The sequence below is a fragment of the Psychrobacillus glaciei genome, from assembly GCF_008973485.1.
Classification (GTDB): domain Bacteria; phylum Bacillota; class Bacilli; order Bacillales_A; family Planococcaceae; genus Psychrobacillus; species Psychrobacillus glaciei.
Map to the genome: position 1 here is coordinate 228,820 of NZ_CP031223.1, position 23,730 is coordinate 252,549.

The window sequence follows — 23,730 nt, forward strand, 5'->3', positions numbered from 1 at the left end:
AAATTCCTCCCCCCTTAAATTTCAATTTAGTAACCGTTCAGACTCAAACGGCTTTACTACGAGAATGCTCACGCTTTTCTTATAGTTTACACAATTTCCGCTTTAGGTTGTGCATTTTTTTCTAACATTTCTAAACGTTGTTCCATAGAAGTGACTTCATGTTCTTTTTCTATCTTTGTTCCAAGGCGTTCAATATATTGTTCCATCTCTTGGAAAGTTCCGAAACTCTTTTCTTTTTGTTCTGGCTGTAAGATACGATCCATTTGGTGATGAGCGCGTGTAACGTTTTCTTTACCCATTAATTGCAATTGACGAACTTTCATATCTTTAATTTTATGTTTCATCTCTTCGTATTTACGCTCTAGACCGAAAAGTTCTTCGGTCGTTTGGAGAATGCTGTTTTGTAAGACAGAAGTTCTTTCGCTGTAAGCATCCACTTCTACTTGCGCAAAAGCTATTAAATCTTCTTCGCCACTAACTGTTGCAAGCTCTACTTGAGCTTTGCGCTTTTCAACCATTAGTATTGTCTCTCCAAGTTCTTTTTCAAGCGCTTGTTTTAATTTTCCTTGGCGTTCTAACCATTTACCAGTTTGTTCTGTTTGTTTTTCTGCTTCACGGATGTATTGATTGAGCATCGCAATTGGATTTTTCTCTTCTTTTTTATCAAATAATTTGTGTAAGTCTGCCTCTACTGAATATTTTAGTCTTTTAAAAAGTGATGTCATGTTATTTTCCTCCTTATTTTGAAAGTTCATTCCATTGCTTTTCGAAATTTACAAATGGGTCATCTGATTTTACGATTGATTTAGTAAAACAAAATGATTGTTTATTCCACTTCTTAACAACATATAACACTACTACGATTGCTAAAATACCGAAGAAACCAGGTACGTTTGCAACCGCTGAAAATAATCCGATGATTCCTACAGTTGCCCAAAAGATTTTCAAAAACGTAGAATCGCTTTTCAAGTAAAAATGTACCCCCGCAAAAACAACTAATGCTGATATTGCAAGACCTATTAAAGAACCTAAGCTTGCTAGTGCAACTATTCCTGCGATTATACCGAGTGCCAATAAGCCAAATTTTTTCATATGATTGTTCCTCCCTTCGTTTGTATACATAGCTTATCAATTCCACCAACTTATCCAAACGGGCTAGAACATGATTTTCATATCGGTCTTGAGGCTTAGGGGAGAGTAGTCCTATAAAATCTGCTATACTAAATGAAAAATACAAATACTGGAGAACTGAAATGAAAAGAATCGGTGCTGCTACATTAGTAATCATCTTATATTCGGCAATTGTTTTTTACTTTGGGTGGACAGTAGTCACCTGGTTGGAAGCTTTCTTTCCTATAAACCACTGGCTATTTGGAATTGTCTGGGCACTTATCGCATATGGATTTATCATTGGAAGAATCAATCATAGTCTGCGGTTATTTAGTATTGCGGGATCATATTGGATGATCATTATGGAATACGGGGTTATTCTTTTTCCCATTGCCACATTAATAACGTGGATTTTCCCTGGTCAATTAAGAACGGTAGGTTGGATTGTTTTCCTTTTATTTGCATGGATTTTGATAAAAGGTACGTATAATGCATATACGCCAGTAGTTCGGGAACTTTCTATTAGCATGCCTAAACAGAACTCAGACCTTACAGAATTAAAAGTAGTAGTTGCGTCTGATTTCCACTTGGGTTTATTATCCAATAAAACGCATTTAAAAAGATTTGTGAAAAAAGCAAACGAAGAAAAACCAGATTTAGTCTTACTCGTTGGGGATTTAGTGGATGACGATCCAATTTGGTTCGTGAAAAATGGCATGTCCGAAGTGATGAAGCAACTATCGTCCACGTATGGTGTATATGGGGTACTCGGAAATCATGAATACTACGGCAAAAAAATTCCGCTTTTAGTAGAAGAGATGGAATCATCCAATGTCCACATGTTATTAGACGAAACTATTTTGTTGGCAGATTCGTTTTATTTAACTGGCAGGGAAGACTTGACGAATAAAGAAAGAAAGCAGCTTTCCAATTTAGTACCAGAAAAACGTAACCTTCCTTGGTTTGTTATGGATCATACGCCTTCGAATCTAATGATTCCTGAAAAAGAAGGAGTAGATTTTCACGTGTCTGGTCATACGCATCGAGGACAAATGTGGCCAAATCATTTATTTACAAGGAAATTATTCGAACTAGATTATGGGTACAAACAAAAAGGAAACTTGCATGCAATTGTGTCTTCTGGATTTGGTTTCTGGGGTCCTCCAATTCGTTTGGGTAGTCAATCGGAACTATGGTCGGTTCATATAAAATTTGAGGACGTGAAACTATAATGGAAGCATGGATTACGGACTGGCTCAGTCAGTTTGGTTATCTAGGCGTATTTTTGTTAATATTAATCGAAAATATTTTTCCGCCAATTCCTTCTGAAGTCATTTTAACGCTCGGTGGATTTATGACGACAACAACAACGATGACTAGGTTAGGAATTGTTATTGCGTCAACTGCTGGTTCGGTCGGAGGAGCCGCTATTTTATATGGGATTGGTTCATTATTAGATGTAAATCGTTTGGAGAAAATTGTGCAGAAGTACGGTAAGTTGTTGCGACTAACGACTAAAGATATTCAAAAAGCCAATGTATGGTTTGAGAAATATGGTGTATGGGCCGTGTTTTTCGGAAGACTAGTTCCACTTGTTAGAAGCCTTATTTCGATTCCTGCGGGGATGTCCAAGATGGGTTTTGGTTTATTTCTTTTATTCACGACATTAGGGACGCTGATCTGGAATACGGTGTTAGTTTCGGTAGGAGCAGCGGTCGGTGAAAATTGGGATGAAATTGTAGCATATATGGATATATACTCCAATGCAGTGTATATTATTTTAGCGATTATTGGTATTATATTTTTAGTTTGGTATTTCAAAAAACGTGACTAAGGAGATCTTATGGAATTTTTAGAGTTAATAAAGGCATTAATATTAGGTTTTGTAGAAGGTATGACAGAATTTGCTCCTGTTTCGTCCACAGGTCATATGATTATTGTGGATGATATGTGGCTAAAGACGGAGACCTTTTTAGGAATGTATTCAGCAAATACGTTTAAAATTGTCGTACAGTTAGGATCTATTTTGGCAGTAGTTGTTGTGATGTGGAAACGATTATTTAGTTTAGTAGGACTATATAAAATCGATAGCGAGCAATCAAGCAAGCATTTTAATCTACTGCATGTAATTATAGGAATGCTTCCAGCTGTTATATTAGGATTTGCTCTAAAAGATTTTATTGATGATAATTTATTTGGCGTGAAAACGGTAATATTTAGCCTTGTGGCTGGATCTATCTTAATGATTATTGCAGATAAATTCGGACCGAAAAAACCTTCCATCGTTAGTTTAGATCAAATTTCGTATGGGCAAGCATTTAAAGTGGGCTTGGTACAATGTCTATCTTTATGGCCAGGGTTCTCTCGCTCGGGAGCTACCATTTCTGGTGGTGTACTATTCGGGATGAGTCATAAAACAGCTGCAGATTTTACGTTCATCATGGCAGTTCCAATTATGGCTGGGGCAAGCTTAGTATCTGTGTTGAAAAACTGGGAACAAATTAATATGGATGACATTGGGTTTTATGTAGTAGGATTTATTAGTGCGTTTGTATTCGCACTTATCTCCATCAAGTTTTTCTTGAAATTGGTATCGCGAATCAAATTAGTACCATTTGCGATCTATCGTATCGTGTTGGCGGTAGTGCTTGCGATCATCATATATATGTAAAAATGAATGGCAGACATTTCAAAATGTCTGTCTTTTGTATGTGGACTTTGTTCCTATGTACAAGCCTAAACACAATATGTTAGATTGTATAAGTAAATAAAACACAATATATAGTATGTGAACGATGATTTGGTACCTTTATGGTTTAAAAGGGAATTCGGTAAAAAAACCGAAGCTGTCCCCGCAACTGTGAGTGTGGACGACTGTTGAAATAGCCACTTCGAGCAATCGAGGGAAGGTCGACAGAAGGATGAAACACGAGCCAGTAGACCTGCCTCTTCATCGGTGAAGCAACACTTTCTTCGGGGGTTGAGAGGTGGGGGCGAGGGACTCTCTTTCAACCAATTGATATGTCTTGTAGTTTCCTACTTTTTAAATTTGAGCGATAACTCAGCCGAAGAGGCTTGGGGTATCGCTTTTTTGTTTTGTATCAAAAAAAGTATATGAGCACCACATGACCTGTCTTTAGTCCCGCATAAATGAGAGCCTGACCACGACATACACACCAGCCAACCAAATAAACAAGGAGGAGTTTATATGACAATCATCTCAAATACTACAAAGCAAGTAGTATTACATAATTTAACTAAGGAATTCGGGGAAGATAACATAGCACCACTTATCAAATCACATGAAAGATGGGTGAGAAAGTTCCCAGAAGGATCTACATCAGCTTGGTCCAAATCGATGTCACTAGAAGCATTAAGCTTTCTAGATGAACAAGAAACGTATTGGACATTTGTCGCAGCGCGCATTCATCTAGCGGATGTATATGAGAAAGTGGCTCTAAATAGAAAAACAACAGCTGACACAGTTTACAGTAAGTTTGCGAGCAATGTACAAGCATTAATTGCAAAAGGGCTTTACGACAAGCGTATTGCAGAAGCATATTCAATTGAGGAACTTCAACAATTAGCGGAAATAATCGTGCCCGAGCGAGATTTTTTGTTCACGTATATCGGTTTAAAAACATTGCTCGATCGCTATGTAGCAAAAGACTTTGATAAATCGATTGTAGAACTTCCTCAAGAGCGCTGGCTAGTCATTGCAATGACACTTATGAAAGACGAGAAAGAAAATCGTCTTGCGAAAATTAAGGAATCATACTGGGCAATGAGTAATTTATATATGACCGTGGCAACACCAACTCTTTCAAACGCAGGGAAACCTCATGGACAGTTATCTAGCTGTTTCATAGACACGGTAGATGACAGTCTTCAAGGGATTTACGATAGTAATACAGACATAGCGACACTGTCAAAATTCGGTGGTGGTATCGGTGTGTATATGGGGAAAGTGCGCAGTCGTGGATCTTCTATTCGCGGATTCGTTGGTGCATCAAGTGGCGTACTTCCTTGGATTAAACAATTAAATAACACAGCAGTAAGTGTGGATCAACTTGGGCAGCGTCAAGGAGCAATCGCTGTTTATCTAGATGTTTGGCATAAAGATATTTTCACGTTTCTAGATTTACGTTTGAATAATGGGGATGAACGTCTTCGTGCGCATGATATTTTTACAGGTGTATGCTTGCCAGATTTATTTATGGAAAAAGTGGACGCTCGGGAAGAATGGCATTTATTTGATCCACATGAGGTTCGCCAATTAAATGGCTATTCTTTAGAAGATTATTACGATGAAAAACGTGGAGAAGGTTCCTTCCGAGAAAAATACGAAGAATGTGCAAATGATAGCCGGTTATCTCGTGAAACTGTTCCGGCAATTGACTTGATGAAACGAATTATGCGTTCTCAACTGGAAACAGGTGTGCCGTATATGTTTTATCGCGACGAAGTAAATCGTAGTAATCCAAACAAGCATGCGGGTATGGTGTACAGCAGTAATCTGTGTACCGAAATATTTCAAAACCAAAGTGCCACGTCGTTTAAATCGATTGAATTAGAAGACGATGTCATTGTGACTCGTCGAAAAGCAGGGGATTTTGTTGTTTGTAACTTATCTTCTATTAATCTTGGACGAGCGGTTCCAGCAGATGTGTTGGAGCGTTTAATCAAAATCCAAGTGCGCATGCTCGATAATGTGATTGATTTGAATATGATTCCGGTTCCACAAGCAGAACGCACAAACGCTAGATACCGTGGAATTGGCCTAGGCACATTTGGTTGGCATCATTTGCTTGCTCTAAATAGTATTCGCTGGGAATCGAACGAAGCTGTGGAGTTCGCAGATAAGTTATATGAAAGAGTGGCCTACTTAACAATCCAAGCTTCTGTAGAACTTGCAAAAGAAAAAGGGGCATATCCCTTATTTGAAGACTCGGATTGGCAAACAGGCGCATATTTTGAAAAACGCCAATACGAAAGTGAAGAATGGAATGAACTGCGTGATCAAGTTGCCGAAAATGGAATTCGTAACGGCTACTTAATGGCGGTTGCGCCTAACTCATCAACATCTATTCTAGCTGGAAGCACTGCGAGTATCGATCCAATATTTCAAAAGTCATACTCGGAAGAAAAGAAAGATTACAAAATACCAGTAACAGTGCCAGATCTTAATTCGGAAACGACTTGGTTTTACAAATCAGCATACTTCATTGATCAACACTGGACATTAAAGCAAAATGCTGCACGTCAGCGTCATATCGATCAAGGTGTTTCATTAAACTTATACGTACAAAATACAATCAAAGCTAAGGAATTACTAGATATACACTTGGATGCTTGGAACAGTGGTCTAAAAACGACCTATTACGTACGTTCTACTTCGGTTGAATTAGTCGATTGTGATTCTTGTTCAAGTTAAGGAGGAAATTTATATGCAGTTAGAAAAAAGAAAACTAATGGATAAAGAAGCTCCGAACCGTTCGACGGGAATTGTGAACGGCCAAAGTTCGAATATATTAAACTGGGACGACGTGCAATTTAGTTGGGCCTATCCAAAGTATAAAAAAATGCTTGGAAACTTTTGGACACCATTTGAGATAAATATGAGTAATGACATTAAGCAGTTTTCGCAGTTAAATGAAGCGGAGCGGGATGCGTTTTTGAAAATAATTGGGTTGCTTGCCCTTTTAGATAGTGTGCAAACCGATTTTGCAGGGAAGGTAGCTGACTTTCTGACTGATTCTAGCTTGAACGCATTGATGATTATTTTGGCACAGCAAGAAGTTATCCATAACCATTCCTATTCGTATGTGCTTTCTAGCTTAGTATCGAAAGATGAGCAAAACCGTGTGTTTGATTTTTGGCGCACGGAGCCTGTTTTGCAAAAACGAAATGACTTTGTGTTGAAAGGTTATGAAGAATTCGCGGAGCAGCCAAATGTTGATAGCATGCTGCGCTCGATTGTGTATGATGTCATTTTAGAAGGACTATTTTTCTATTCTGGATTTGCTTTTTTCTATCACCTTGCAAGACATCAAAAAATGGTTGGAACAAGTACAATGATTAACTATATAAATCGGGATGAGCAGTTGCATGTCGATTTATTTGTTAAAATTTACAGAGAATTATTAACGGAGTATCCGGAGTTTGATACACCAGAACGTGCAGTTGAGGTAGAAGAAATTTTCCGCGAAGCAGCGCAACTAGAAGTAGACTGGGCGCGTGAAATTATTGGGGAGAAAATAGACGGTCTCGATGTAGAAGATGTCGAAGCATACATCTACTTTTACGCCAATGTGCGATGCTCTCAACTGGGTTACGACCGACCGTTCCCTGAGTATCGCAAAAATCCGTTGAAATGGATCAAAGCCTACGAAGAAGTAGATTTAGGGAAAACTGACTTTTTCGAACAAAAGTCCCGTCAATACGTCAAAGTAAATGTACAAGATAACGGATTTGATGATTTATAATTTTTTGGTGGGAATAAAGGTTATGAAATAAACCACATGAAGAAGAGCCCCTTTTAGCATCAAAAAGGGGCTCTCACATAACAAAAGTTTCTCATCCTTTCATTTAAATGAAAGGATGCTTTTTTATAATTAAATCCATTCTAATATTTCAATACGGTTGCCAAACGGATCATGGACATAAATTCTATTTGCTCCCGGTAAATCTGTATCTACTACGAAGCTAACTGCATTTTCTGTTAATTGCATTTTCAGTGCATCTAGATTTTCTACTTCAAATGCAGGATGTGCTTTTTTAGCAGGGGAAAATGGTTCTTCAATTCCGATATGAATTTGATAATTATTGAATTGAAACCATACGCCCCCTTTTTTTCTTAACGTCTCTGGCTTTTCTACTTCTTGAAAACCTAATAGCTCACCAAAAAACTTTCTCGCTACTGTCTCTGAACCTTTAGGAGCTGCTAGTTGAATATGGTCAATCGATTTGAACATAAATGACATAGTGAATCCCCCTTTATGCTTACTAGATTAAGCATATCGTAAATAAACCTTTTTGGAAATTTAATTGTAATTATCAATTGACATTAGAAATGCTTATGAACAATTACAATCGGTCGAATAAACAAGATAGTCGGTTGAATAGTTAGCATAATCGGTCGTATATCCCAGATATCGGTCGAATACTAAGTATAATCGGTCGTATCTCCCAAACAATCGGTCGAAAAAAGGCTTCCACCAACGCAAGGCGGAAACCTCTCACATTTTCAACATTATTTTGTTTACCGTATTCTGGTTTCGCGCAGTAGATGGCATTCCAAGCTTCTTCTCGAAAAAATTATTCGTAAACTTGGTCTTGTGATAATTCGCCGATAGATTAATAATGATATTTTTACGATTACACACTGCAAATTCATCTTCGACTAATTCGCCAAGCAATGCTTGCTGTTCATCCGAGGTTTCATTTGCCAAAAACATAATATACACTTGTTCTTTGGCGAAGATTGAATGCTGCTGAATCTCTTCCAGCTCTTCTTTCGACCGTACGATGACTGGTATGTTGAAACCATACTTTTCACGAAGCGCGGTCTCAATCGCGGACACATCATAAGCTGCATTATCAAAAATAACATTCCCGGTCTGAATGTAAGTCCGCACATTTTCATAGCCCATTTCTTCGAATAGCCCCTTCAAAGATTTCATATCTACTTTATTTCTAGCGCCAAGATTAATTCCACGAAGTAAAGCAACAAACGACATCCTCATCACTCCTAAGCTAATAGATCTAGTTCTATATTAACCAAGTCACAGTTGATTCGTACAGCTTAAAACTAATGTGAATAAAAATAAAACCACCAAAACTAGGTCCACTTTTCCAATCGGGATCACCTGAAAATAAATACTTCTTCGTTCTCATTCAAAGTTTAGGTGCAAAAGCTGTATTTGCACCAATACGCTACAAGAGCTTCTAAATGCTTATGATCTTCAGAACGGGCATGTGTAAATGCCTCTTCATAAATGCAAACACATCTTGAATATCTCGGTGAATACCAGTTGCAAAATTAAGTACTTTCACTCATGCTTAAGCTATTAGAATATTTGGAGGTTTCAATTTTGGGGAAAATATTAATTACACGCAAGTTGCCAGATGAAGTGGTGAACCCATTAAAAGAAAAGTTTGAAGTAAAGATGTGGCATAGGGATGATGTGCAGATGAGTTATGAGGAGTTAAAGACAGAAGCAAAAGATGTTCGTGCAATTTGGACAATGCTTTCTGATAAGATAGATCGTGCACTTATTGAAAGTTTGCCAGATTTAAAAGTAATTAGTAATTTAGGGGTTGGGTACAATAATATCGATGTGGATGCAGCGAAAGAACATGGAATTATTGTAACAAATACGCCAGGAGTCTTAACGGAAACTACTGCGGATTTAGCTTTTTCCTTATTACTAGCTACTGCTCGTCGTGTGATGGAGGCAGAACATGATCTTCGTGCAGGCAAGTGGAAGTCACGGTCACCAATGCAATATACCGGAATGGATGTATTTGGTACAACCCTTGGAATCATTGGAATGGGACGCATTGGTGAAGCGGTAGCAAGAAGGGCAAAAGGCTTTAATATGAACGTTCTTTACCATAATCGAACACGAAAAATGGAAGCTGAAAAGGATTTCGGATTCACTTACGCAGAACTCGATTCACTACTGAAAGAATCTGATTTTGTTGTACTGTTAACTCCACTAACTTCAGAAACGAGAGGGCTAATCGGTGAACGTGAGCTGAACCTAATGAAAGAAACTGCAGCGATTATTAACGTAGCTCGCGGTGGAATCATTGATGAACAAGCCCTATACGAAGCATTAATGACAAATAAAATCTGGGCTGCAGGACTGGATGTATTCGAAGTTGAACCAGTACCATTTGATCATCCTTTGCTAACATTACCGAATGTTACAGTCTTACCACACATAGGTAGCGCTAGTATTCGAACGAGACTTGCAATGATGCAGTTGAATGTTGAAGCGATTGAAGCCGTTTTAGAAAATAAAGAACCAAAAAATCGTGTAGTTTAACCTAAAAAAGAAGCCCTAATTGTCGAGTGTAAGCCGACTTAGTGCTTCTTTTTTAGGTTTATTTCCTAGGAAATCGACAAGAAAGAGAAATTTTCTTCCTTTTATATAGAGATATGTAAATATGTGAATTTGGTATGCATTGGTGAAAATAAACTCTTCATCCAAATTTAAAGAATAGAAAAGGAGTTTATTTCTTAATTATCTACCACAAATGGATCATTTACTTAAAAGTTCCAAAAGTGTGATGGACAAACGCTTGTTACATAAATGATGAAAAGAAGAAACTCTCAAAGGACGCTCACGGTTTTCGTATTATCCTTTATTTTGCGATTAGTAATATATTGTCAGCAGTTGCCCATTTGTTTGTAGGTACTACCTTGTATTTTGCACCGGACTTTAATTTAGTGTCTTTAATATCGAAAATACCAACTGCACCATTACGAGAAGAGAAACGATATTGTGCTTGAATCATACTTCCGTCTTCACTTTGTAATTTTACGCTTCGGCCAGCAAATAACTCCATACCGGGATCTTTTTCTAAAGTTAATTGGAATGATTTGTTGTCTATTGCTTCTGCTGTCTTGATTGTAAGTGGTGCAATCTCTTTCGTGTTAAAGGATGGATTTTTAATCAATGCCCAGTCAGACGACACAGTATACTTTGTGCCGGGTGTTAAAGTTTGTCCGTCTGGTAAACGAAACTTTGGTGCTTGTCTACCATCTGCTGCTTGTGTAAACGGGACATAATTCGCGATTATTTTTTCTCCATTACTTGATTTAATAGTTAATGTCCGATCTCTTAAAGAAGAGATTACTTGATATTTTTTCCCATTTTCATCTATATTTTCGTCATTTACTTGAAAAGCGAGGTTACCTCTATCAGGACGATATGCTTCAATAATGTTTGCATAATCAGTTACACCATCTTCTTTAAAAGATTCAATTTCAAATGTATCGCTTGTAACCTGTTTTGTTTGACGTATATTGATTTTCTCATCACTTGCTTCAAAGGTTTGGTCCTTTCCTCCTTTATAGTTAACTGTATAAGCTGTTACAGGCTTTTGTATGGTTACAGGCACAATATAGGTGCTTTTTGCTCCAGTCTTTAACCTAGGAACATTGACAATGCTCATCTCATTATCAAATTTAAAATTTTGCTTAATTTTATCTATGTTAGCAGGATTAACTTCCTCGTCCAGTAATGGCTCGGCGAACGTTACTTGTAATGTCATTGCATTTAAAGGCTGTAACCCCGTAATTTGGGTATCCTTTTGAGGTTTTTTTTGGATTTGTTCTTCCTTTTGTTTACTTTGTTTTTGGGGAGTATTACATCCTGTTAATACTAGTGTTAATCCAAGTGCTATAGGGATGAATGTTCTGATTGCCTTGTTCATTTTGTCAGCTCCAAGTCCTTATTTTTTATGATGTATAAAATCATCTTAGCCATTAATTTCACTCCAATATAAGACATTAGAAATCTTATTTTATTAGATATAGCATCCCTATCACCTCAAAGTTTACACTACATTCGTTTATACAACCTTTGTTGTATTGCAAGGTTATATAAGAACTTAAATGAACCATAACAAACAAATATATTCATTAGTACTTACTCGGCCTTATGACACAGTATTTGCTTAACGTCCCCGTAAATATTCGAATAAATGTCTTTTCTTTTTTATTTCAGAAATTAACTAGTTTTTTACACTTTTTACCTTCTTTATTTGCAATGATTTTCTAAGTCTAGTAGTAATAACAGTTACGATTTAGATGTTCCGGATTTTTGGTAATTTTAATGTGAAAATTGTTATGGTTTTAGGAGGTTTAAATTTTAAAAATAAGGGTAAACAAGAAGGAGGGAAGTACGGTGCATCTAATTAGGAAATAGAGAGAAGAGGGAAATTTCATGAGGAAAGTAGTGTTGTTTTTTTCATTGTGCACGCTTTTAGTTCTAGCCGCGTGTAGTAATGGTGCAAGTAAGGATAGTATTAAGGTTATTAAGTTTGCAGATGCAGGATGGGACAGTATTCGGGTTCATAATAGTATTGCGCAGCTAATTGTAGAAAAAGGATATGGATATGATACCGAGGTTACAAGTGGTACATCAGCAGCTACGATGCAAGCACTTGAACAAGGAGATTTAAATGTCTATATGGAAGTATGGACAGACAATATTAAAGATGTTTATGAAAAAGCAATAGATAGCGGGAAAGTTATTAAAGTATCTACAAACTTCGATGATAACTCACAAGGACTATATGTTCCAACTTACGTAATTGAAGGAGACGCTAAAAGAGGCATTAAAGCAGTTGCTCCCGATTTAAAAACTGTGGAGGACTTAGCGAAGTATCCGCAGATTTTTCAAGACCCCGAAGATAAGGACAAAGGACGCATTATCGGCGCCCCGTCAAGTTGGGTTGTTAGTGAACAATTGGAGACGAAACTTGAAACATATGGACTTGACAAACAATTTAACTACCTAGCACCCGGGTCTGATTCTGCAATTGTTGCTGATCTCGCCGGTGCCTACAAAAAAGGGAAGCCGTGGGTAGGTTATTATTGGTCACCAACTTGGGTTACAGCAAGTTATGATTTAACACTTCTAAAAGATAAACCTTATGACAAAAAAGCATGGGATGAAAGTAAAGGGACGGAATTTCCACCAAACGACGTGGTAATTGCTGTGAATAAAGACTTAGTAACACAAGCAAAAGGTGTTGTAGACTTTTTAAGTAAATATCATACAAGCAGTGAGTTAACGGAAGATGCACTTAAATACATGAATGAAAAAGGTGTAGAACCAGAAGAAGCCGCACGTTGGTGGATGAAAGAACATGAAGACGTTTGGACAACTTGGGTGTCTGATGAAGTTGCACAAAAAGTGAAAGCAGCTTTGAAATAATGATTCATGTTATAAAAAATCTAACCAAGAAATGTGAGGTGTCAGAGGCTGTTTAAATCTAACAGTCCGAGACTTATGAATGAATTTCCTGATATACGTATACCAATAGGCAATGGTGTGGAAAAATTTATTGATTTTTTAGCAGCAAACTTTGATAGTTTTTTTGACTTTATATTCGTTATTTCCTCTGCAATGATTAAGGGGCTGGAAGCAGGTCTTCTTGCCATCCCTTGGTGGTTGCTTATTATCGTTATATTTTCATTGGGATGGTATTTTACTTCTTTATACGGAGGACTTCTATTTGCTCTTTTTATGTTTCTAATAGGTACTTTTAATTTGTGGCCACAAACAATGACTACTATATCGATTGTATTAATATCCGTAATTCTTTCTCTTGTCATTGGTATTCCTTTTGGCATTTGGACAGCTTTTAGTAAAACAATGTCTGCAATTATGCGTCCAATACTAGACGCCATGCAAACAATGCCAAGTTTTGTTTATTTAATACCAGTTATTTTCTTCTTTCCCCTAGGGAATGTACCCGCAGTGATAGCTACCATCATTTATGCGTTGCCCCCAGTTATTCGATTGACCGAACTTGGAATTCGTAATGTGGATCAAGAGATAGTGGAATCTGCGCAATCATTTGGATCGTCTAGATCACAAATGCTTCTTAAAGTAGAGCTGCCACAAGCATTACCGACTATAATGGCAGGAGTAAACCAGACGACAATGATGGCTCTTGCTATGGCTGTTGTTGGATCAATGGTTGGAGCACAAGGCCTAGGAGAAAGAGTGCTGTACGCCATCAATCGAATCGATATTTCATTAGGTTTTGAAGCGGGAGTTAGTATTGTTTTTTTAGCAATCATCATTGATCGCATTACAGGCGGAATCGCGAAGCGCCTTCAGAAACACGGGAGGGATGCAGCATGACCGTAAAACTAAAAATTGAACATGTATCTAAGATATTTGGACCTAGACCTAAAAAAGTGATTCCAATGGTTCAGGATGGTGTATCTAAGGAAGAGATACTTGCTAAAACTGGCCATACAGTTGGAGTTTACGATGCTTCTATGGAGATAATGGAAGGCGAAACCTTCGTCATCATGGGACTTTCTGGTAGCGGTAAATCGACATTAATTCGTTGCTTAAACTTGTTGAACCGTCCGACATCTGGTGCAATTTATGTAGATGGTGAAAATGTAGTTGGTTACAATAAAAACCAACTAAAGTACTATCGTCAGAAAAAAATTGCAATGGTATTTCAACACTTCGGCTTATTTAGTCATCGTACAGTACTAGAAAACATCGAATACGGACTAGAAGTAAGAGGTATGCCTAAAGTCGAACGCCAGCAAATCGCACAAAAGCATCTAGAAACAGTGGGACTCAAAGGATATGAAAATCAATATCCTGATGAACTTTCCGGAGGGATGCGTCAACGTGTCGGAATTGCGAGAGCGCTAGCCAACGATCCAGACATATTACTAATGGATGAGCCCTTTAGTGCCTTGGATCCTTTAATTCGCAGAGAAATGCAGCTTGAACTACTCGATATACAAAACCGTCTTCAAAAAACCATCATTTTTATCACACATGATGTCAATGAAGCCTTCAAAATAGGAGATCGTGTGGCGGTAATGAAAGATGGGAAAGTAGAGCAAATTGGAACTCCGGAAGAAATTCTAGATAAACCAGCAAGCAATTACATCTCTGAATTCATCCGAGACATTGATCGTTCAAAGATATTACAAGCGGAAAATATTATGATGAAACCGTATGGCTTAGTCTCATTAAAAGATGGGTTAAATGTAGCGATACAAGTTATGCGCGAAAATGGCATATCGAGTGCGTTTGTAGCAGACCGAAAACGTCAATTGCAAGGGATTGTAACAATAGATCAAGCAATTGAAGGGCGTAAACAGAAAAAGTCGTTGCAAGAAGTTATGTCTACGGACGTTAAAACTGTTCGTCCAGACGAGTATGTGCAAGATATTATTCCATATGTTCTTGATTCCAAATATCCGCTAGTTGTTACAGGGGAGGACTTGACTATTATGGGAATTATCCTACGTGTTCATGTATTAGCAAGTTTGATAAGTGACAATATAGAAGAATAAAATAGTATTGTTCCAGTGGAAGTTTTAAACTTAAAAACTTGAAAAAAATAATAAATTGGTAAAATCAAAAAAATGCAAAAACTACATTTTTTGTGGTTACTGTTTTATTAGGTGAATTGGCTTATTTTGTGAGTGTATAAATAGCATTTAAGTGACTATCTAATTAGGTATAACGAAAAAATAATAAAAAGGACTTTCATAATTGATATGAAAGTCCTTTTTATTTTGGGTAAACTGAACTTAAAATTTAATGGAGATATGATATAATTTTAGTATATTTCTCCATTAAAGGTAGTGACGAAAGTGCTTACTCATCCATTGCAGAATAATTTAATAGAATTACAGGGTGAATATTCTTTCCTGATGGTTGCCCTTTCGATTATGCTTGCGTTTATAGTTACTTACACCGCATTTGTAATGAATAATCGGGTTCAAAATAATAGTTTTTATCATCGCAAGTTTTGGTTTGTGCTTGCTTCTATTGCAATGGGATTTGGTATTTGGACAATGCATTTTGTTGGTATGTTAGCTTTTTCCTTACCTGTTGGCATTTATTACGATCATTTATCAACTATTATTTCCATTGTCCCAGCGATTGCAGCATCCTTTATTGCTTTTTATTTAGCAAATCGTCAAAAAAAGTCTATTTGGACTATTTTTATGTTTAGTTTGGTTATTGGTATAGGAATTTCAACGTGTCACTACGTTAGTATGTTAGGAATGAGAACGGAAGCAATTCATACGTATAAACGAAGCATTTTCGTCTTATCTTTCGTTATTTCTGTAGTAATTCCATTTTTGGCAAGTATTGTTTTTTTAAAATTACAGCGCTATGTGGAAATTCGCACTCTTCGTCTATACATGGCACTTGCATTAGGTTTGGCCATTTCTGGAACCTATTATACTTGGATGAGTTCGATGAGTTTCTATCTCCCTAAGCATTTTTCGCCACATTCGAGAATTATTCAAATGGTCGATATAGATTTGTTAGGTGTTATCGTGACTATTGGTGTGACATTACTCTTAAGTTTTCTTCTTTTATCGAATCTTATGGATAAGTACATAGAAAATCGTGCGAGTTATTATGATCCATTAACTAAATTGCCGAATCGTCGTTTGTTTGAGCAAAAAATAAAAACGACCGAGTTTCCTCAAAGTTTGGCTATTTGGCATTTACATGGGTTAGAACATGTAAATCGAGAGTATGATTACCAATTTGGTGACAAGGTAATTCAACAATTATCTTTAGAGTTTAGAGCATTAGTACCCTCCGTGATGGAGCTTTATCGAATTGATGGACATCGCTTTGCTTTTCTCACACATCATATAGATGGTATGGATTATTTACAAAAAGAGATGGAGGAAGTTGCAGGATACCTTCGTAAGCCACTTATAGTGGAGGATTATGAAGTTAATATCTCTGCTGTATGCGCCATATCAAGAGCAAATAATATAGAAGAAATGGCGAATATATATACGAATGCACAAGCAGTGTTAAACTATTCTTCCATCGAATTCAATTACGAAATCATTCACTATGATTCTACGATACATACATATGCATTTGGGCTGGAAATCGTAGAGAATATTGGGCGAGCAATGAAGCAAGAAGAGTTTTTTCTTGTTTATCAGCCAAAAGTAAACATGGTCACCAATAAAGTTGCAGGAGTTGAAACATTGCTTCGTTGGAATCATCCGACATATGGATTTCTTTCTCCAGAAGTGTTTATCCCAATTTTAGAAGAGAATCATCGAATGGTTGTTGTGACGGATTGGATTATTGAAAAAGTTTGCAGACAAATAGCGGATTGGCGAAATGACGGAGTATTTTTTCAGCAAGTGGCCATCAATATTCCTGGACAATATGTTACGTCGAGCCGTCTATTAGAAGTATTAAAACATAAATTAAACAAATATAAATTAGAGTCCAGTCTATTGGAACTTGAAATTACAGAAACTAGCTTTGTGAAAAATATTGAAGAGGCAATAAAAGCGGTCAATACCTTCCGTCAAGAAGGTTTTTCAGTAGCGCTAGATGACTTTGGAACAGGAGTTTCTTCCCTATCGTATTTAAAAAAGATGCCTATTTCTACGTTGAAAATTGATAAATCTTTCATTGATGATGTTCCGCATTCTGGAAAAGATTCCTCCATAATCCGAGCTATTATTGCGTTAGGAGAATCCTTAGATTTAACGATTGTATTTGAAGGAGTCGAAACAAAGGAGCAAGTAGAGTTTTTGGCAACTACTTGTGAAAGTCCGATTATTCAAGGGTATTATTTTGCCAAACCAATGAAAGTGGATGAACTTGTTCAGTGGAGCCAAGCATTTGAACAAACATTCAAAATTCCGATCCGAACATAACTGCCCCTCTACTGCGGAGCGGCAGTTAAGCTAGTCTTCGCGTTTTACTTCATAAATTTCTGTTCATGCGCAAGAAGCCATTCTTTTCTCCATAAGCCACCGGCATAACCAGTTAATTTTCCATTCGAACCAATAATGCGATGACAAGGAATCACAATGCTTAGCTTATTTTTTCCGTTTGCACTTCCTACTGCGCGAACGGCATTTTCTTTTCTAATTGAAACCGCAATATCCTTATACGATCCAGTTTCTGCGTAAGGAATCGTTGTCAAAGCGTTCCAAACGGATTTCTGAAATTCAGTACCCGTATTAATGTAAGAGAATGAAAACTCATGGCGCTCCCCTTTAAAATATTCATCCATTTCATGATAGCAATTCTGAAGTACTACAGGGGTATCCTTAGTTAACAGATGAGTAACTACGTCTTGATCTGAAAACATAATCGAAATTATAGCTTCTTCCGTCCCAATAATCTCCAAAACACCGATAGGAGTGGAATAATCTGCTTGAAAAGTTTTACTCATATTAAAACCTCCTGCTTCGTAAAGTCTTTAATTTATATTATAGACTATAAGACTATTTAATGCGGAAATTACATTGAAAGGGAGCTAAAATTCATAGTCTTAACTAGACATTAATCAATCACTATTTTCCCATCTTTATCTAGTAACGGAGTCATTCCATTCAACCCCAAACCACTTGTAATGAGATAATTTACACCTGTTTCAGTATCTACTACAATTTTAATAATGCCTCCACTGACGTGTTCTTTTAATTTTACTGTAAATCTTTTTTTCATCATTACATTCCCCCTTCCGATATCTATCATTAATAACTTTCATTATTTAAATTTTACATTAAATTTTTAATGAAAGCTTAAAATAATTAGAACCATGAATTATTCACCAATCTATTAATATAGTCTATGAATGCCTTTTTCATCGTATTTCTTGTCCTTTGCTATTCATAAAAACACTAAAGGGCACTTGCGCTTTTCTTTAAAGAAAGTATATAAGTTTTGATGCCATGAACAGGTAGATTCCCGCTGAAAGAGGACGCGGCGACTTCTGCGGGAATAGCGTGAGCGGAAGGAAGGCTAAAGGCGCCTCTTCTCTGAGGCAACGCCTTCATGACCAACATCCTGTTGGCCTAGGAGACTGAAGCCATGTCCGCGAAAAGCGTCCGCCATAGCGGAAATCAGGTGGTATTTCTAAGTTACTCTTCTTAAAAGGACCGGGCGTCTTTTGCCCGGTTTTCCTTACATTCAAAAGAATAAAATTAGACGACCTTGGTTGATTAATGTTAATCTACAATCGACCAGAGTGGTCTACATATGTTCTTACTGGAATAAACATTAAATAGTTAGGGGGAAATGGTTATTACAAAGCGATTTGAAAATCTAGATGTTAAGAAACAAAAAAGAATTATTGACGCAGCTTTAAATGAGTTTAAGGAGAAAGGTTTTGATCAAGCTTCAACCAACCAAATAGTGAAGAAAGCTGGAATCGGAAAAGGAATGCTCTTTTATTATTTTAAGACTAAACAGGACCTCTATTTGTATTTAATCGAATATTGTCTTGAAATGGTGGAAAATGAGTATTTTGAAGAAATAAATTCCAAAGAACCTGATTTGTTGGAACGAATGAAGCAAATTGTAGTGGTTAAAATGGATTTTCTCTCAAAATATCCAGAAGCCATCAACTTTATAGCCACTATTATTTTGAATGATCAAATTGATGCGGACTTAAAATCTCGGATAGAAACGTTGTATGAAACTGGTTACGCTAGGATTTATGGAAATATAGATTATACGTTTTTTAAAGAGGGGATGGATGTTCAAAAAGCATTTAACTTAATCAGATGGTCGATTGAAGGGTATGAAAATGAACTAAAGCGGCGATTGAAGGGGCAAGATTTAAGTGCAATGGACTATGATTCCTATGTCAAAGAGTTTTTGGATTATATAAATATAATGCGAGCTTTGTATTATAAATAAAGGGAGGGTCAAAATATGTCGATCATACAAACGAATAACTTAACGAAAAAATTTGGGAAGTTCACCGCTTTAGATCATGTGAGTTTAGTAGTGAATGAAGGAGAAGTATATGGATTCATCGGTCCAAATGGAGCGGGTAAATCTACAACGATTCGTCTGTTGCTCGGTATGATTAAAGCATCAGAAGGTGGGGCAACTATTTTTGGTAAGGATGCTTGGAATGATGCTTTGGATATTCATAAACGCGTTTCATATGTACCAGGTGATGTGAACTTATGGCCGAATTTAACGGGCGGAGAAGTAATTGATTTGTTCATGAAATTACGGGGAGCAATAAATAAAAATCGGCGAGAAGAAATGATTGAAAAGTTTAAGTTTGACCCTTCCAAAAAATGTAGAACTTATTCTAAAGGAAATCGACAAAAGGTTGCATTAATAGCAGCATTCGCATCGGGTGCGGACCTATATATTTTGGATGAGCCAACATCAGGTCTAGACCCTCTGATGGAAAGAGTGTTCCAAGAATGTGTGATGGATGCTAAAAAAGAAGGAAAAAGCATTCTACTATCCAGTCATATTCTTTCCGAAGTAGAAAAGTTATGTGATCGAGTAGGAATCATCCGACAAGGTAAAATGATTGAAACAGGTACATTAAGCGAACTAAGACATTTAACTCGAACCAATGTACTCGTCGAAGCGAAGTTGCCAATTATCGGATTAAGTGAATTAAAAGGTATTTATTCTATAGAACAAAACAATCGAGTACTTTCATTCCAAGTAGATTCAGACCAATTGGATGCGGTTATTAGGCATGTTAGTCAGTTTGGAGTTGTAAGATTAGAAAGTGCCCCTCAAAATTTAGAAGACTTATTTATGCGCCATTATGAGGGAGACGCAGTCTGATGTCAAAACAGCTGTTTAAACATACAGGAATGCTTGCCTACTTTATATTACGGCAAAATCGTTTGCGGATCTCTATTTGGATTATTGCTTTACTTTTAATAACACTCAGCACTGCTAATGCATTTAAGGATTTATACCAAACTTCAGAGGATAGACAGGCAATTGCGCAAACAATGTTGAACCCTGCAATGACAGCAATGGTTGGTCATAGTGATGGGTTAGACAACTATACAAACGGAGCGATGATGGCTCATCAGATGTTGCTTTTTACTGCTATAGCAGTTGCTATCATGAGTATTTTACTTGTAGTAAGACATACGCGCGCAGAGGAAGAAGATGGGCAGATGGAATTGATACGCTCGCTACCTATTGGTCGATTGTCGAATTTAAGTGCCACTGTCTTAGTTGTGAGTGGAACGAATATTTTATTAGCTTTCTTAATGGGTTTTGGATTGTACGCATTAGGAATTGAAAGTATGGATTTAGAAGGCTCCGTGTTATACGGAGCGGCTTTAGGGGCAACGGGAATCATTTTTACAGGGATAACAGCTGTATTTGCCCAACTATCGGAGAACTCTCGCGGGACAATAGGGTTAAGTTTTGCCGTACTAATTATCGCGTATTTAATTCGAGCGGTAGGAGATGTTAGCAATGAAACACTTTCCTGGTTTTCACCCCTAGGAATCCCATTAAAAGCGGAAGTCTATGTTCACAATAACTGGTCACCCATTTTATTGCTAATAGGTTTAGCATTAGTTTTACTAGCACTGGCAATCTATCTAAATTCCATCAGAGATTTAGCAGCAGGATTTCTACCATCTAGACCAGGTAAAATGCATGCATCAGCCTTTTTGAAAAGTCCAATAGGTCTCGCACTAAGGATTCAACGTACAGGATTGATTGCTTGGGCAATTGGAATATTAATATTGGGAGCTTCATATGGTTCTGTTTTAGGTGATTTGGAATCATTTTTCAAGGACGTGGAAATGATGAAAATACTAATCAAACCAGTTGAAGGATTTTCATTAATAGAGCAATTTATACCCATATTAATGACGGTGTTGGCGATGCTCTGCACGGTTCCTGTACTCATCATACTATTTAAATTGAAAAGTGAAGAAAAGAAGAATCATACGGAGCATTTACTCAGCCGTGGAATATCTCGAGCCAGGATAATAGGTAGTTATTTTGTCATTTCGATCGGTAGTAGTGTAATGATGCTATTCTTAGCAGTAGTCGGTTTATGGTCCGCAAGTGCAACAGTAATGGATGACGCTATTTCTTTTGCAACACTTTTTAATGCGGGGATGGTCTACTTACCTGCGATGTGGACGATGATTAGTTTGGCAGTATTATTGGTAGGATTTCTTCCACAATTTACAGGTTTCGCGTGGTTGTATTTAGTGTATTCCTTTGTAGTTGTTTATTTAGGTGGTTTACTTCAAATTCCTAACTGGATGAGCAATCTTACGCCGTATGGCCATATTCCAAAATTACCAGTGCAGGAAATGGACTATATGTCAGTGACTGTATTGTTAATCATAGCAATTGTTTTAGCTACTGCAGGATTCATCTTATACAATAGGAGAGATATATTGGGGTGATAGAATTATGATACTATTATTTCCAAAATTTAATAGACTAGAATGCAAGGTGTTATCAGTGGTGATCCTTTTTGGAATATGCTCAGGTAATGCCTTTTTTAGTTCCTAAAAGAAGAACCGGTGAAGGTAATATGGAAAGTAATGTCGAAACAAAGGATATGCCATGAATGAACAGGGGGATGATTTTTTTGTGGAATGGGGATATTGTCGAAATAATCACCATTATTTTAGCGTGGTTTGTAATTGGAATGATTGCATTTCGTTTATATAAAAAGCATTCGGAAAAGCCTAAGTTGTGGAAAGTAATTATCGTTATCTTATTAGGTTTCTTTTCTTTTTCATTTAATTGGAATGTTTTTGATAGAATGATACAGGTTGCAGTCCTGCCACTTGGTGTATGGATTTTATATGGGGTTTTAAAAAGAAAAAAAGAGAGATGGGAGAAGTATCGCCCTTTTGCTTGGTTGGGCTTTTTTGCTAATTTTATTTTATTGTCGTTTATTTTAGTCGCTTTACCAATAAATTTTTTCATATTCCCTGAAAATAAACCAGAAACCTATATTTCAAATGTAGAAAAAGCCTTCATTATTAATATTCATCCATCTGCAAAGGAACACCAACAAGTTAAAGAAAACTTACTAAAGCTTATTCATCGTTTAAAGCAAGAAGAGTTCTTTAGTGATGAATGGTATAACGAGACGTATATGGATACCGAGTCGAATAAAAGAAAAGAACGATTTCCATATATGCTTATTAATACGTTACCTAAATGGGGGAGCGGTTTAAGTGCTATCGTATATATAGAAGGTGATGGAAAAGGGCTTTTAATCGTAACACCGAAAAAGCAATATTATTTTCACTCTGATCAATCACTATTAGAGGAGGGGAAGTAAATGACGAAGACAAAGTTTCTCACTTTAATAGGGATTGTCTTGATTTTATTGACTGCATTCACCGTTTATTGGTTTTATTTTTCGAAGCCAGAGCCTTTTTTAACAAATGAACAGATGGTCAAGGAGATGAATCGTTTCAGTCCAGGAACTGATGCGAGCATCATTCAAGATACTGTCTACTTTGACGAACAGCATGTATATGTCCCTTTTGTATCGGTAGATAACAAATACGGTTTTAGTTTTTGGGAATGGCAACATCATAAATGGCAAGCTGTATTCATTTCTACAAATGGTGATATGCGAATATGGAAGATAAATAGCAAAGACCCTTCCACTTATCATTTAGTATGGAATTTTCCTTCTTTAGATCAAGTGAGCTATATGAAGCTGTATCTAATTAAGAAGCGAGGATACCATATCACAGGGGATATTCATTATTATGAACCTGGGGTACAAATGGAGAAAAAAATTGTTTTCTCAGAAAATCTTTCCGGCAGTATGCAAATTCCAAATGAATGGATTTCCGTCATACAATCATTAAATAATATTTCCGCTAACCAATTTGATTTATTTTCTAATTTACTTAATTATCGGCGGGATATATATTTTGGTTGGAATGCCTATGATAAATTGGATAAGATAACCTCTCTAGGAGGTTCTTCAAATGGTTCCAGCAGGTATGGTGATTTGGACGTTGATTATGTCATGTTTATAGATGAATCGGAACTTGAATACCCGTAGTGGAAGCTTTCATGTCAAAAAAATATCCTTTCAATGGATATT

Annotated in this window: 22 protein-coding genes and 1 riboswitch; of the genes, 15 read left to right on the forward strand and 7 right to left on the reverse strand. The window is 36.8% G+C overall.

All coding sequences use genetic code 11. The annotated features are described in order from the left end of the window. Positions 1 to 86: 86 nt before the first annotated feature. The gene (locus tag PB01_RS01175; protein WP_151698484.1) at positions 87 to 725 is read right to left on the reverse strand and encodes a PspA/IM30 family protein; all 639 of its coding nucleotides are present in this window, start codon (positions 723 to 725) and stop codon (positions 87 to 89) included. 13 nt (positions 726 to 738) lie between these two features. Further along, a complete protein-coding gene (locus PB01_RS01180) occupies positions 739 to 1,092 on the reverse strand; it encodes a lmo0954 family membrane protein (RefSeq protein ID WP_151698485.1) in 354 nt (117 codons plus the stop codon). Positions 1,093 to 1,253: 161 nt separating this feature from the next. Here PB01_RS01180 and PB01_RS01185 point away from each other — a divergent pair, with 161 nt between their 5' ends. The 5 genes from PB01_RS01185 (at position 1,254) to PB01_RS01205 (ending at position 7,595) form a co-directional block, all read left to right on the forward strand. Next, entirely contained in the window at positions 1,254 to 2,342 is a 1,089-nt protein-coding gene (locus tag PB01_RS01185; protein ID WP_151698486.1) for a metallophosphoesterase, read from the forward strand. Further along, entirely contained in the window at positions 2,342 to 2,944 is a 603-nt protein-coding gene (locus PB01_RS01190) for a DedA family protein (RefSeq protein ID WP_151698487.1), read from the forward strand. The genes PB01_RS01185 and PB01_RS01190 overlap by 1 nt, the downstream gene beginning before the upstream one ends. A gap of 9 nt (positions 2,945 to 2,953) precedes the next feature. Beyond that, positions 2,954 to 3,781, forward strand: coding sequence for an undecaprenyl-diphosphate phosphatase (locus PB01_RS01195; protein WP_151698488.1), 828 nt, complete (start codon positions 2,954 to 2,956; stop codon positions 3,779 to 3,781). Between the two features lie 113 nt (positions 3,782 to 3,894). Beyond that, positions 3,895 to 4,074: riboswitch (cobalamin riboswitch) on the forward strand. Positions 4,075 to 4,318: 244 nt separating this feature from the next. After that, a complete protein-coding gene (locus PB01_RS01200) occupies positions 4,319 to 6,544 on the forward strand; it encodes a ribonucleoside-diphosphate reductase subunit alpha (RefSeq protein WP_151698489.1) in 2,226 nt (741 codons plus the stop codon). Between the two features lie 13 nt (positions 6,545 to 6,557). Next, the gene (locus PB01_RS01205; RefSeq protein WP_151698490.1) at positions 6,558 to 7,595 is read left to right on the forward strand and encodes a ribonucleotide-diphosphate reductase subunit beta; all 1,038 of its coding nucleotides are present in this window, start codon (positions 6,558 to 6,560) and stop codon (positions 7,593 to 7,595) included. 129 nt (positions 7,596 to 7,724) lie between these two features. On the opposite strand, the gene PB01_RS01210 is transcribed toward PB01_RS01205, so the two are convergent. Beyond that, positions 7,725 to 8,093 (reverse strand): VOC family protein, encoded by a 369-nt coding sequence (locus tag PB01_RS01210; RefSeq protein ID WP_151698491.1) that lies wholly within the window; start codon positions 8,091 to 8,093, stop codon positions 7,725 to 7,727. A gap of 255 nt (positions 8,094 to 8,348) precedes the next feature. Continuing rightward, entirely contained in the window at positions 8,349 to 8,849 is a 501-nt protein-coding gene (locus tag PB01_RS01215) for a DUF1697 domain-containing protein (protein ID WP_192797423.1), read from the reverse strand. Between the two features lie 318 nt (positions 8,850 to 9,167). Between PB01_RS01215 and PB01_RS01220 the strand changes: the two genes are divergently transcribed. Beyond that, the gene (locus tag PB01_RS01220; protein WP_404815100.1) at positions 9,168 to 10,163 is read left to right on the forward strand and encodes a 2-hydroxyacid dehydrogenase; all 996 of its coding nucleotides are present in this window, start codon (positions 9,168 to 9,170) and stop codon (positions 10,161 to 10,163) included. A 319-nt stretch (positions 10,164 to 10,482) separates the two neighbouring features. Here PB01_RS01220 and PB01_RS01225 read toward each other — a convergent pair whose 3' ends face one another. Beyond that, on the reverse strand, positions 10,483 to 11,556 hold the full coding sequence (locus PB01_RS01225) for a hypothetical protein (RefSeq protein WP_151698493.1): 1,074 nt from the start codon (positions 11,554 to 11,556) through the stop codon (positions 10,483 to 10,485). Between the two features lie 512 nt (positions 11,557 to 12,068). On the opposite strand from PB01_RS01225, the gene PB01_RS01230 reads away from it, so the two are divergent. The 4 genes from PB01_RS01230 to PB01_RS01245 all read left to right on the forward strand — a co-directional run bounded on the left by PB01_RS01230 (position 12,069) and on the right by PB01_RS01245 (position 17,551). Beyond that, the gene (locus PB01_RS01230; RefSeq protein ID WP_151698494.1) at positions 12,069 to 13,064 is read left to right on the forward strand and encodes an ABC transporter substrate-binding protein; all 996 of its coding nucleotides are present in this window, start codon (positions 12,069 to 12,071) and stop codon (positions 13,062 to 13,064) included. A gap of 117 nt (positions 13,065 to 13,181) precedes the next feature. After that, positions 13,182 to 14,000, forward strand: coding sequence for an ABC transporter permease (locus PB01_RS01235; RefSeq protein WP_404815101.1), 819 nt, complete (start codon positions 13,182 to 13,184; stop codon positions 13,998 to 14,000). Next, positions 13,997 to 15,187 carry a quaternary amine ABC transporter ATP-binding protein gene (locus PB01_RS01240; protein WP_151698496.1) on the forward strand — a complete coding sequence of 397 codons (1,191 nt, stop codon included), beginning with the start codon at positions 13,997 to 13,999 and terminating at the stop codon, positions 15,185 to 15,187. Before PB01_RS01235 ends, PB01_RS01240 begins: the two co-directional genes overlap by 4 nt. 303 nt (positions 15,188 to 15,490) lie before the next feature. Then, positions 15,491 to 17,551 carry a bifunctional diguanylate cyclase/phosphodiesterase gene (locus PB01_RS01245; protein ID WP_225986129.1) on the forward strand — a complete coding sequence of 687 codons (2,061 nt, stop codon included), beginning with the start codon at positions 15,491 to 15,493 and terminating at the stop codon, positions 17,549 to 17,551. A 44-nt stretch (positions 17,552 to 17,595) separates the two neighbouring features. On the opposite strand, the gene PB01_RS01250 is transcribed toward PB01_RS01245, so the two are convergent. Further along, positions 17,596 to 18,075 (reverse strand): methylated-DNA--[protein]-cysteine S-methyltransferase, encoded by a 480-nt coding sequence (locus tag PB01_RS01250; protein WP_151698498.1) that lies wholly within the window; start codon positions 18,073 to 18,075, stop codon positions 17,596 to 17,598. A gap of 110 nt (positions 18,076 to 18,185) precedes the next feature. Further along, on the reverse strand, positions 18,186 to 18,353 hold the full coding sequence (locus tag PB01_RS20755; protein WP_192797575.1) for a DUF6440 family protein: 168 nt from the start codon (positions 18,351 to 18,353) through the stop codon (positions 18,186 to 18,188). A 570-nt stretch (positions 18,354 to 18,923) separates the two neighbouring features. Here PB01_RS20755 and PB01_RS01255 point away from each other — a divergent pair. The 5 genes from PB01_RS01255 to PB01_RS01275 all read left to right on the forward strand — a co-directional run bounded on the left by PB01_RS01255 (position 18,924) and on the right by PB01_RS01275 (position 23,688). Further along, a complete protein-coding gene (locus PB01_RS01255; protein ID WP_151698499.1) occupies positions 18,924 to 19,547 on the forward strand; it encodes a TetR/AcrR family transcriptional regulator in 624 nt (207 codons plus the stop codon). A gap of 15 nt (positions 19,548 to 19,562) precedes the next feature. Continuing rightward, positions 19,563 to 20,450, forward strand: a complete 888-nt coding sequence (locus PB01_RS01260; RefSeq protein ID WP_151698500.1) for an ABC transporter ATP-binding protein — start codon at positions 19,563 to 19,565, stop codon at positions 20,448 to 20,450. Continuing rightward, positions 20,450 to 22,054: an ABC transporter permease gene (locus PB01_RS01265; RefSeq protein WP_151698501.1), complete on the forward strand. Its 1,605-nt coding sequence runs from the start codon at positions 20,450 to 20,452 to the stop codon at positions 22,052 to 22,054. The genes PB01_RS01260 and PB01_RS01265 overlap by 1 nt, the downstream gene beginning before the upstream one ends. A 188-nt stretch (positions 22,055 to 22,242) precedes the next feature. Further along, entirely contained in the window at positions 22,243 to 22,947 is a 705-nt protein-coding gene (locus PB01_RS01270; RefSeq protein ID WP_225986130.1) for a hypothetical protein, read from the forward strand. After that, on the forward strand, positions 22,948 to 23,688 hold the full coding sequence (locus PB01_RS01275; protein WP_151698503.1) for a hypothetical protein: 741 nt from the start codon (positions 22,948 to 22,950) through the stop codon (positions 23,686 to 23,688). It begins immediately after the preceding gene. Positions 23,689 to 23,730: the final 42 nt, after the last annotated feature.

What these genes read in the sequence shown, in the direction of transcription:
- PB01_RS01265 (WP_151698501.1), top strand. Translation starts at nt 20,450, where the DNA reads ATGTCAAAACAGCTGTTTAAACATACAGGAATGCTTGCCTACTTTATA.
- PB01_RS01205 (WP_151698490.1), top strand. Translation starts at nt 6,558, where the DNA reads ATGCAGTTAGAAAAAAGAAAACTAATGGATAAAGAAGCTCCGAACCGT.
- PB01_RS01190 (WP_151698487.1), top strand. Translation starts at nt 2,342, where the DNA reads ATGGAAGCATGGATTACGGACTGGCTCAGTCAGTTTGGTTATCTAGGC.
- PB01_RS20755 (WP_192797575.1), bottom strand. Translation starts at nt 18,353, where the DNA reads ATGATGAAAAAAAGATTTACAGTAAAATTAAAAGAACACGTCAGTGGA.
- PB01_RS01175 (WP_151698484.1), bottom strand. Translation starts at nt 725, where the DNA reads ATGACATCACTTTTTAAAAGACTAAAATATTCAGTAGAGGCAGACTTA.
- PB01_RS01225 (WP_151698493.1), bottom strand. Translation starts at nt 11,556, where the DNA reads ATGAACAAGGCAATCAGAACATTCATCCCTATAGCACTTGGATTAACA.
- PB01_RS01230 (WP_151698494.1), top strand. Translation starts at nt 12,069, where the DNA reads ATGAGGAAAGTAGTGTTGTTTTTTTCATTGTGCACGCTTTTAGTTCTA.
- PB01_RS01255 (WP_151698499.1), top strand. Translation starts at nt 18,924, where the DNA reads ATGGTTATTACAAAGCGATTTGAAAATCTAGATGTTAAGAAACAAAAA.
- PB01_RS01200 (WP_151698489.1), top strand. Translation starts at nt 4,319, where the DNA reads ATGACAATCATCTCAAATACTACAAAGCAAGTAGTATTACATAATTTA.
- PB01_RS01240 (WP_151698496.1), top strand. Translation starts at nt 13,997, where the DNA reads ATGACCGTAAAACTAAAAATTGAACATGTATCTAAGATATTTGGACCT.
- PB01_RS01260 (WP_151698500.1), top strand. Translation starts at nt 19,563, where the DNA reads ATGTCGATCATACAAACGAATAACTTAACGAAAAAATTTGGGAAGTTC.
- PB01_RS01195 (WP_151698488.1), top strand. Translation starts at nt 2,954, where the DNA reads ATGGAATTTTTAGAGTTAATAAAGGCATTAATATTAGGTTTTGTAGAA.
- PB01_RS01220 (WP_404815100.1), top strand. Translation starts at nt 9,168, where the DNA reads ATGCTTAAGCTATTAGAATATTTGGAGGTTTCAATTTTGGGGAAAATA.
- PB01_RS01250 (WP_151698498.1), bottom strand. Translation starts at nt 18,075, where the DNA reads ATGAGTAAAACTTTTCAAGCAGATTATTCCACTCCTATCGGTGTTTTG.
- PB01_RS01275 (WP_151698503.1), top strand. Translation starts at nt 22,948, where the DNA reads ATGACGAAGACAAAGTTTCTCACTTTAATAGGGATTGTCTTGATTTTA.
- PB01_RS01215 (WP_192797423.1), bottom strand. Translation starts at nt 8,849, where the DNA reads ATGTCGTTTGTTGCTTTACTTCGTGGAATTAATCTTGGCGCTAGAAAT.
- PB01_RS01210 (WP_151698491.1), bottom strand. Translation starts at nt 8,093, where the DNA reads ATGTCATTTATGTTCAAATCGATTGACCATATTCAACTAGCAGCTCCT.
- PB01_RS01180 (WP_151698485.1), bottom strand. Translation starts at nt 1,092, where the DNA reads ATGAAAAAATTTGGCTTATTGGCACTCGGTATAATCGCAGGAATAGTT.
- PB01_RS01185 (WP_151698486.1), top strand. Translation starts at nt 1,254, where the DNA reads ATGAAAAGAATCGGTGCTGCTACATTAGTAATCATCTTATATTCGGCA.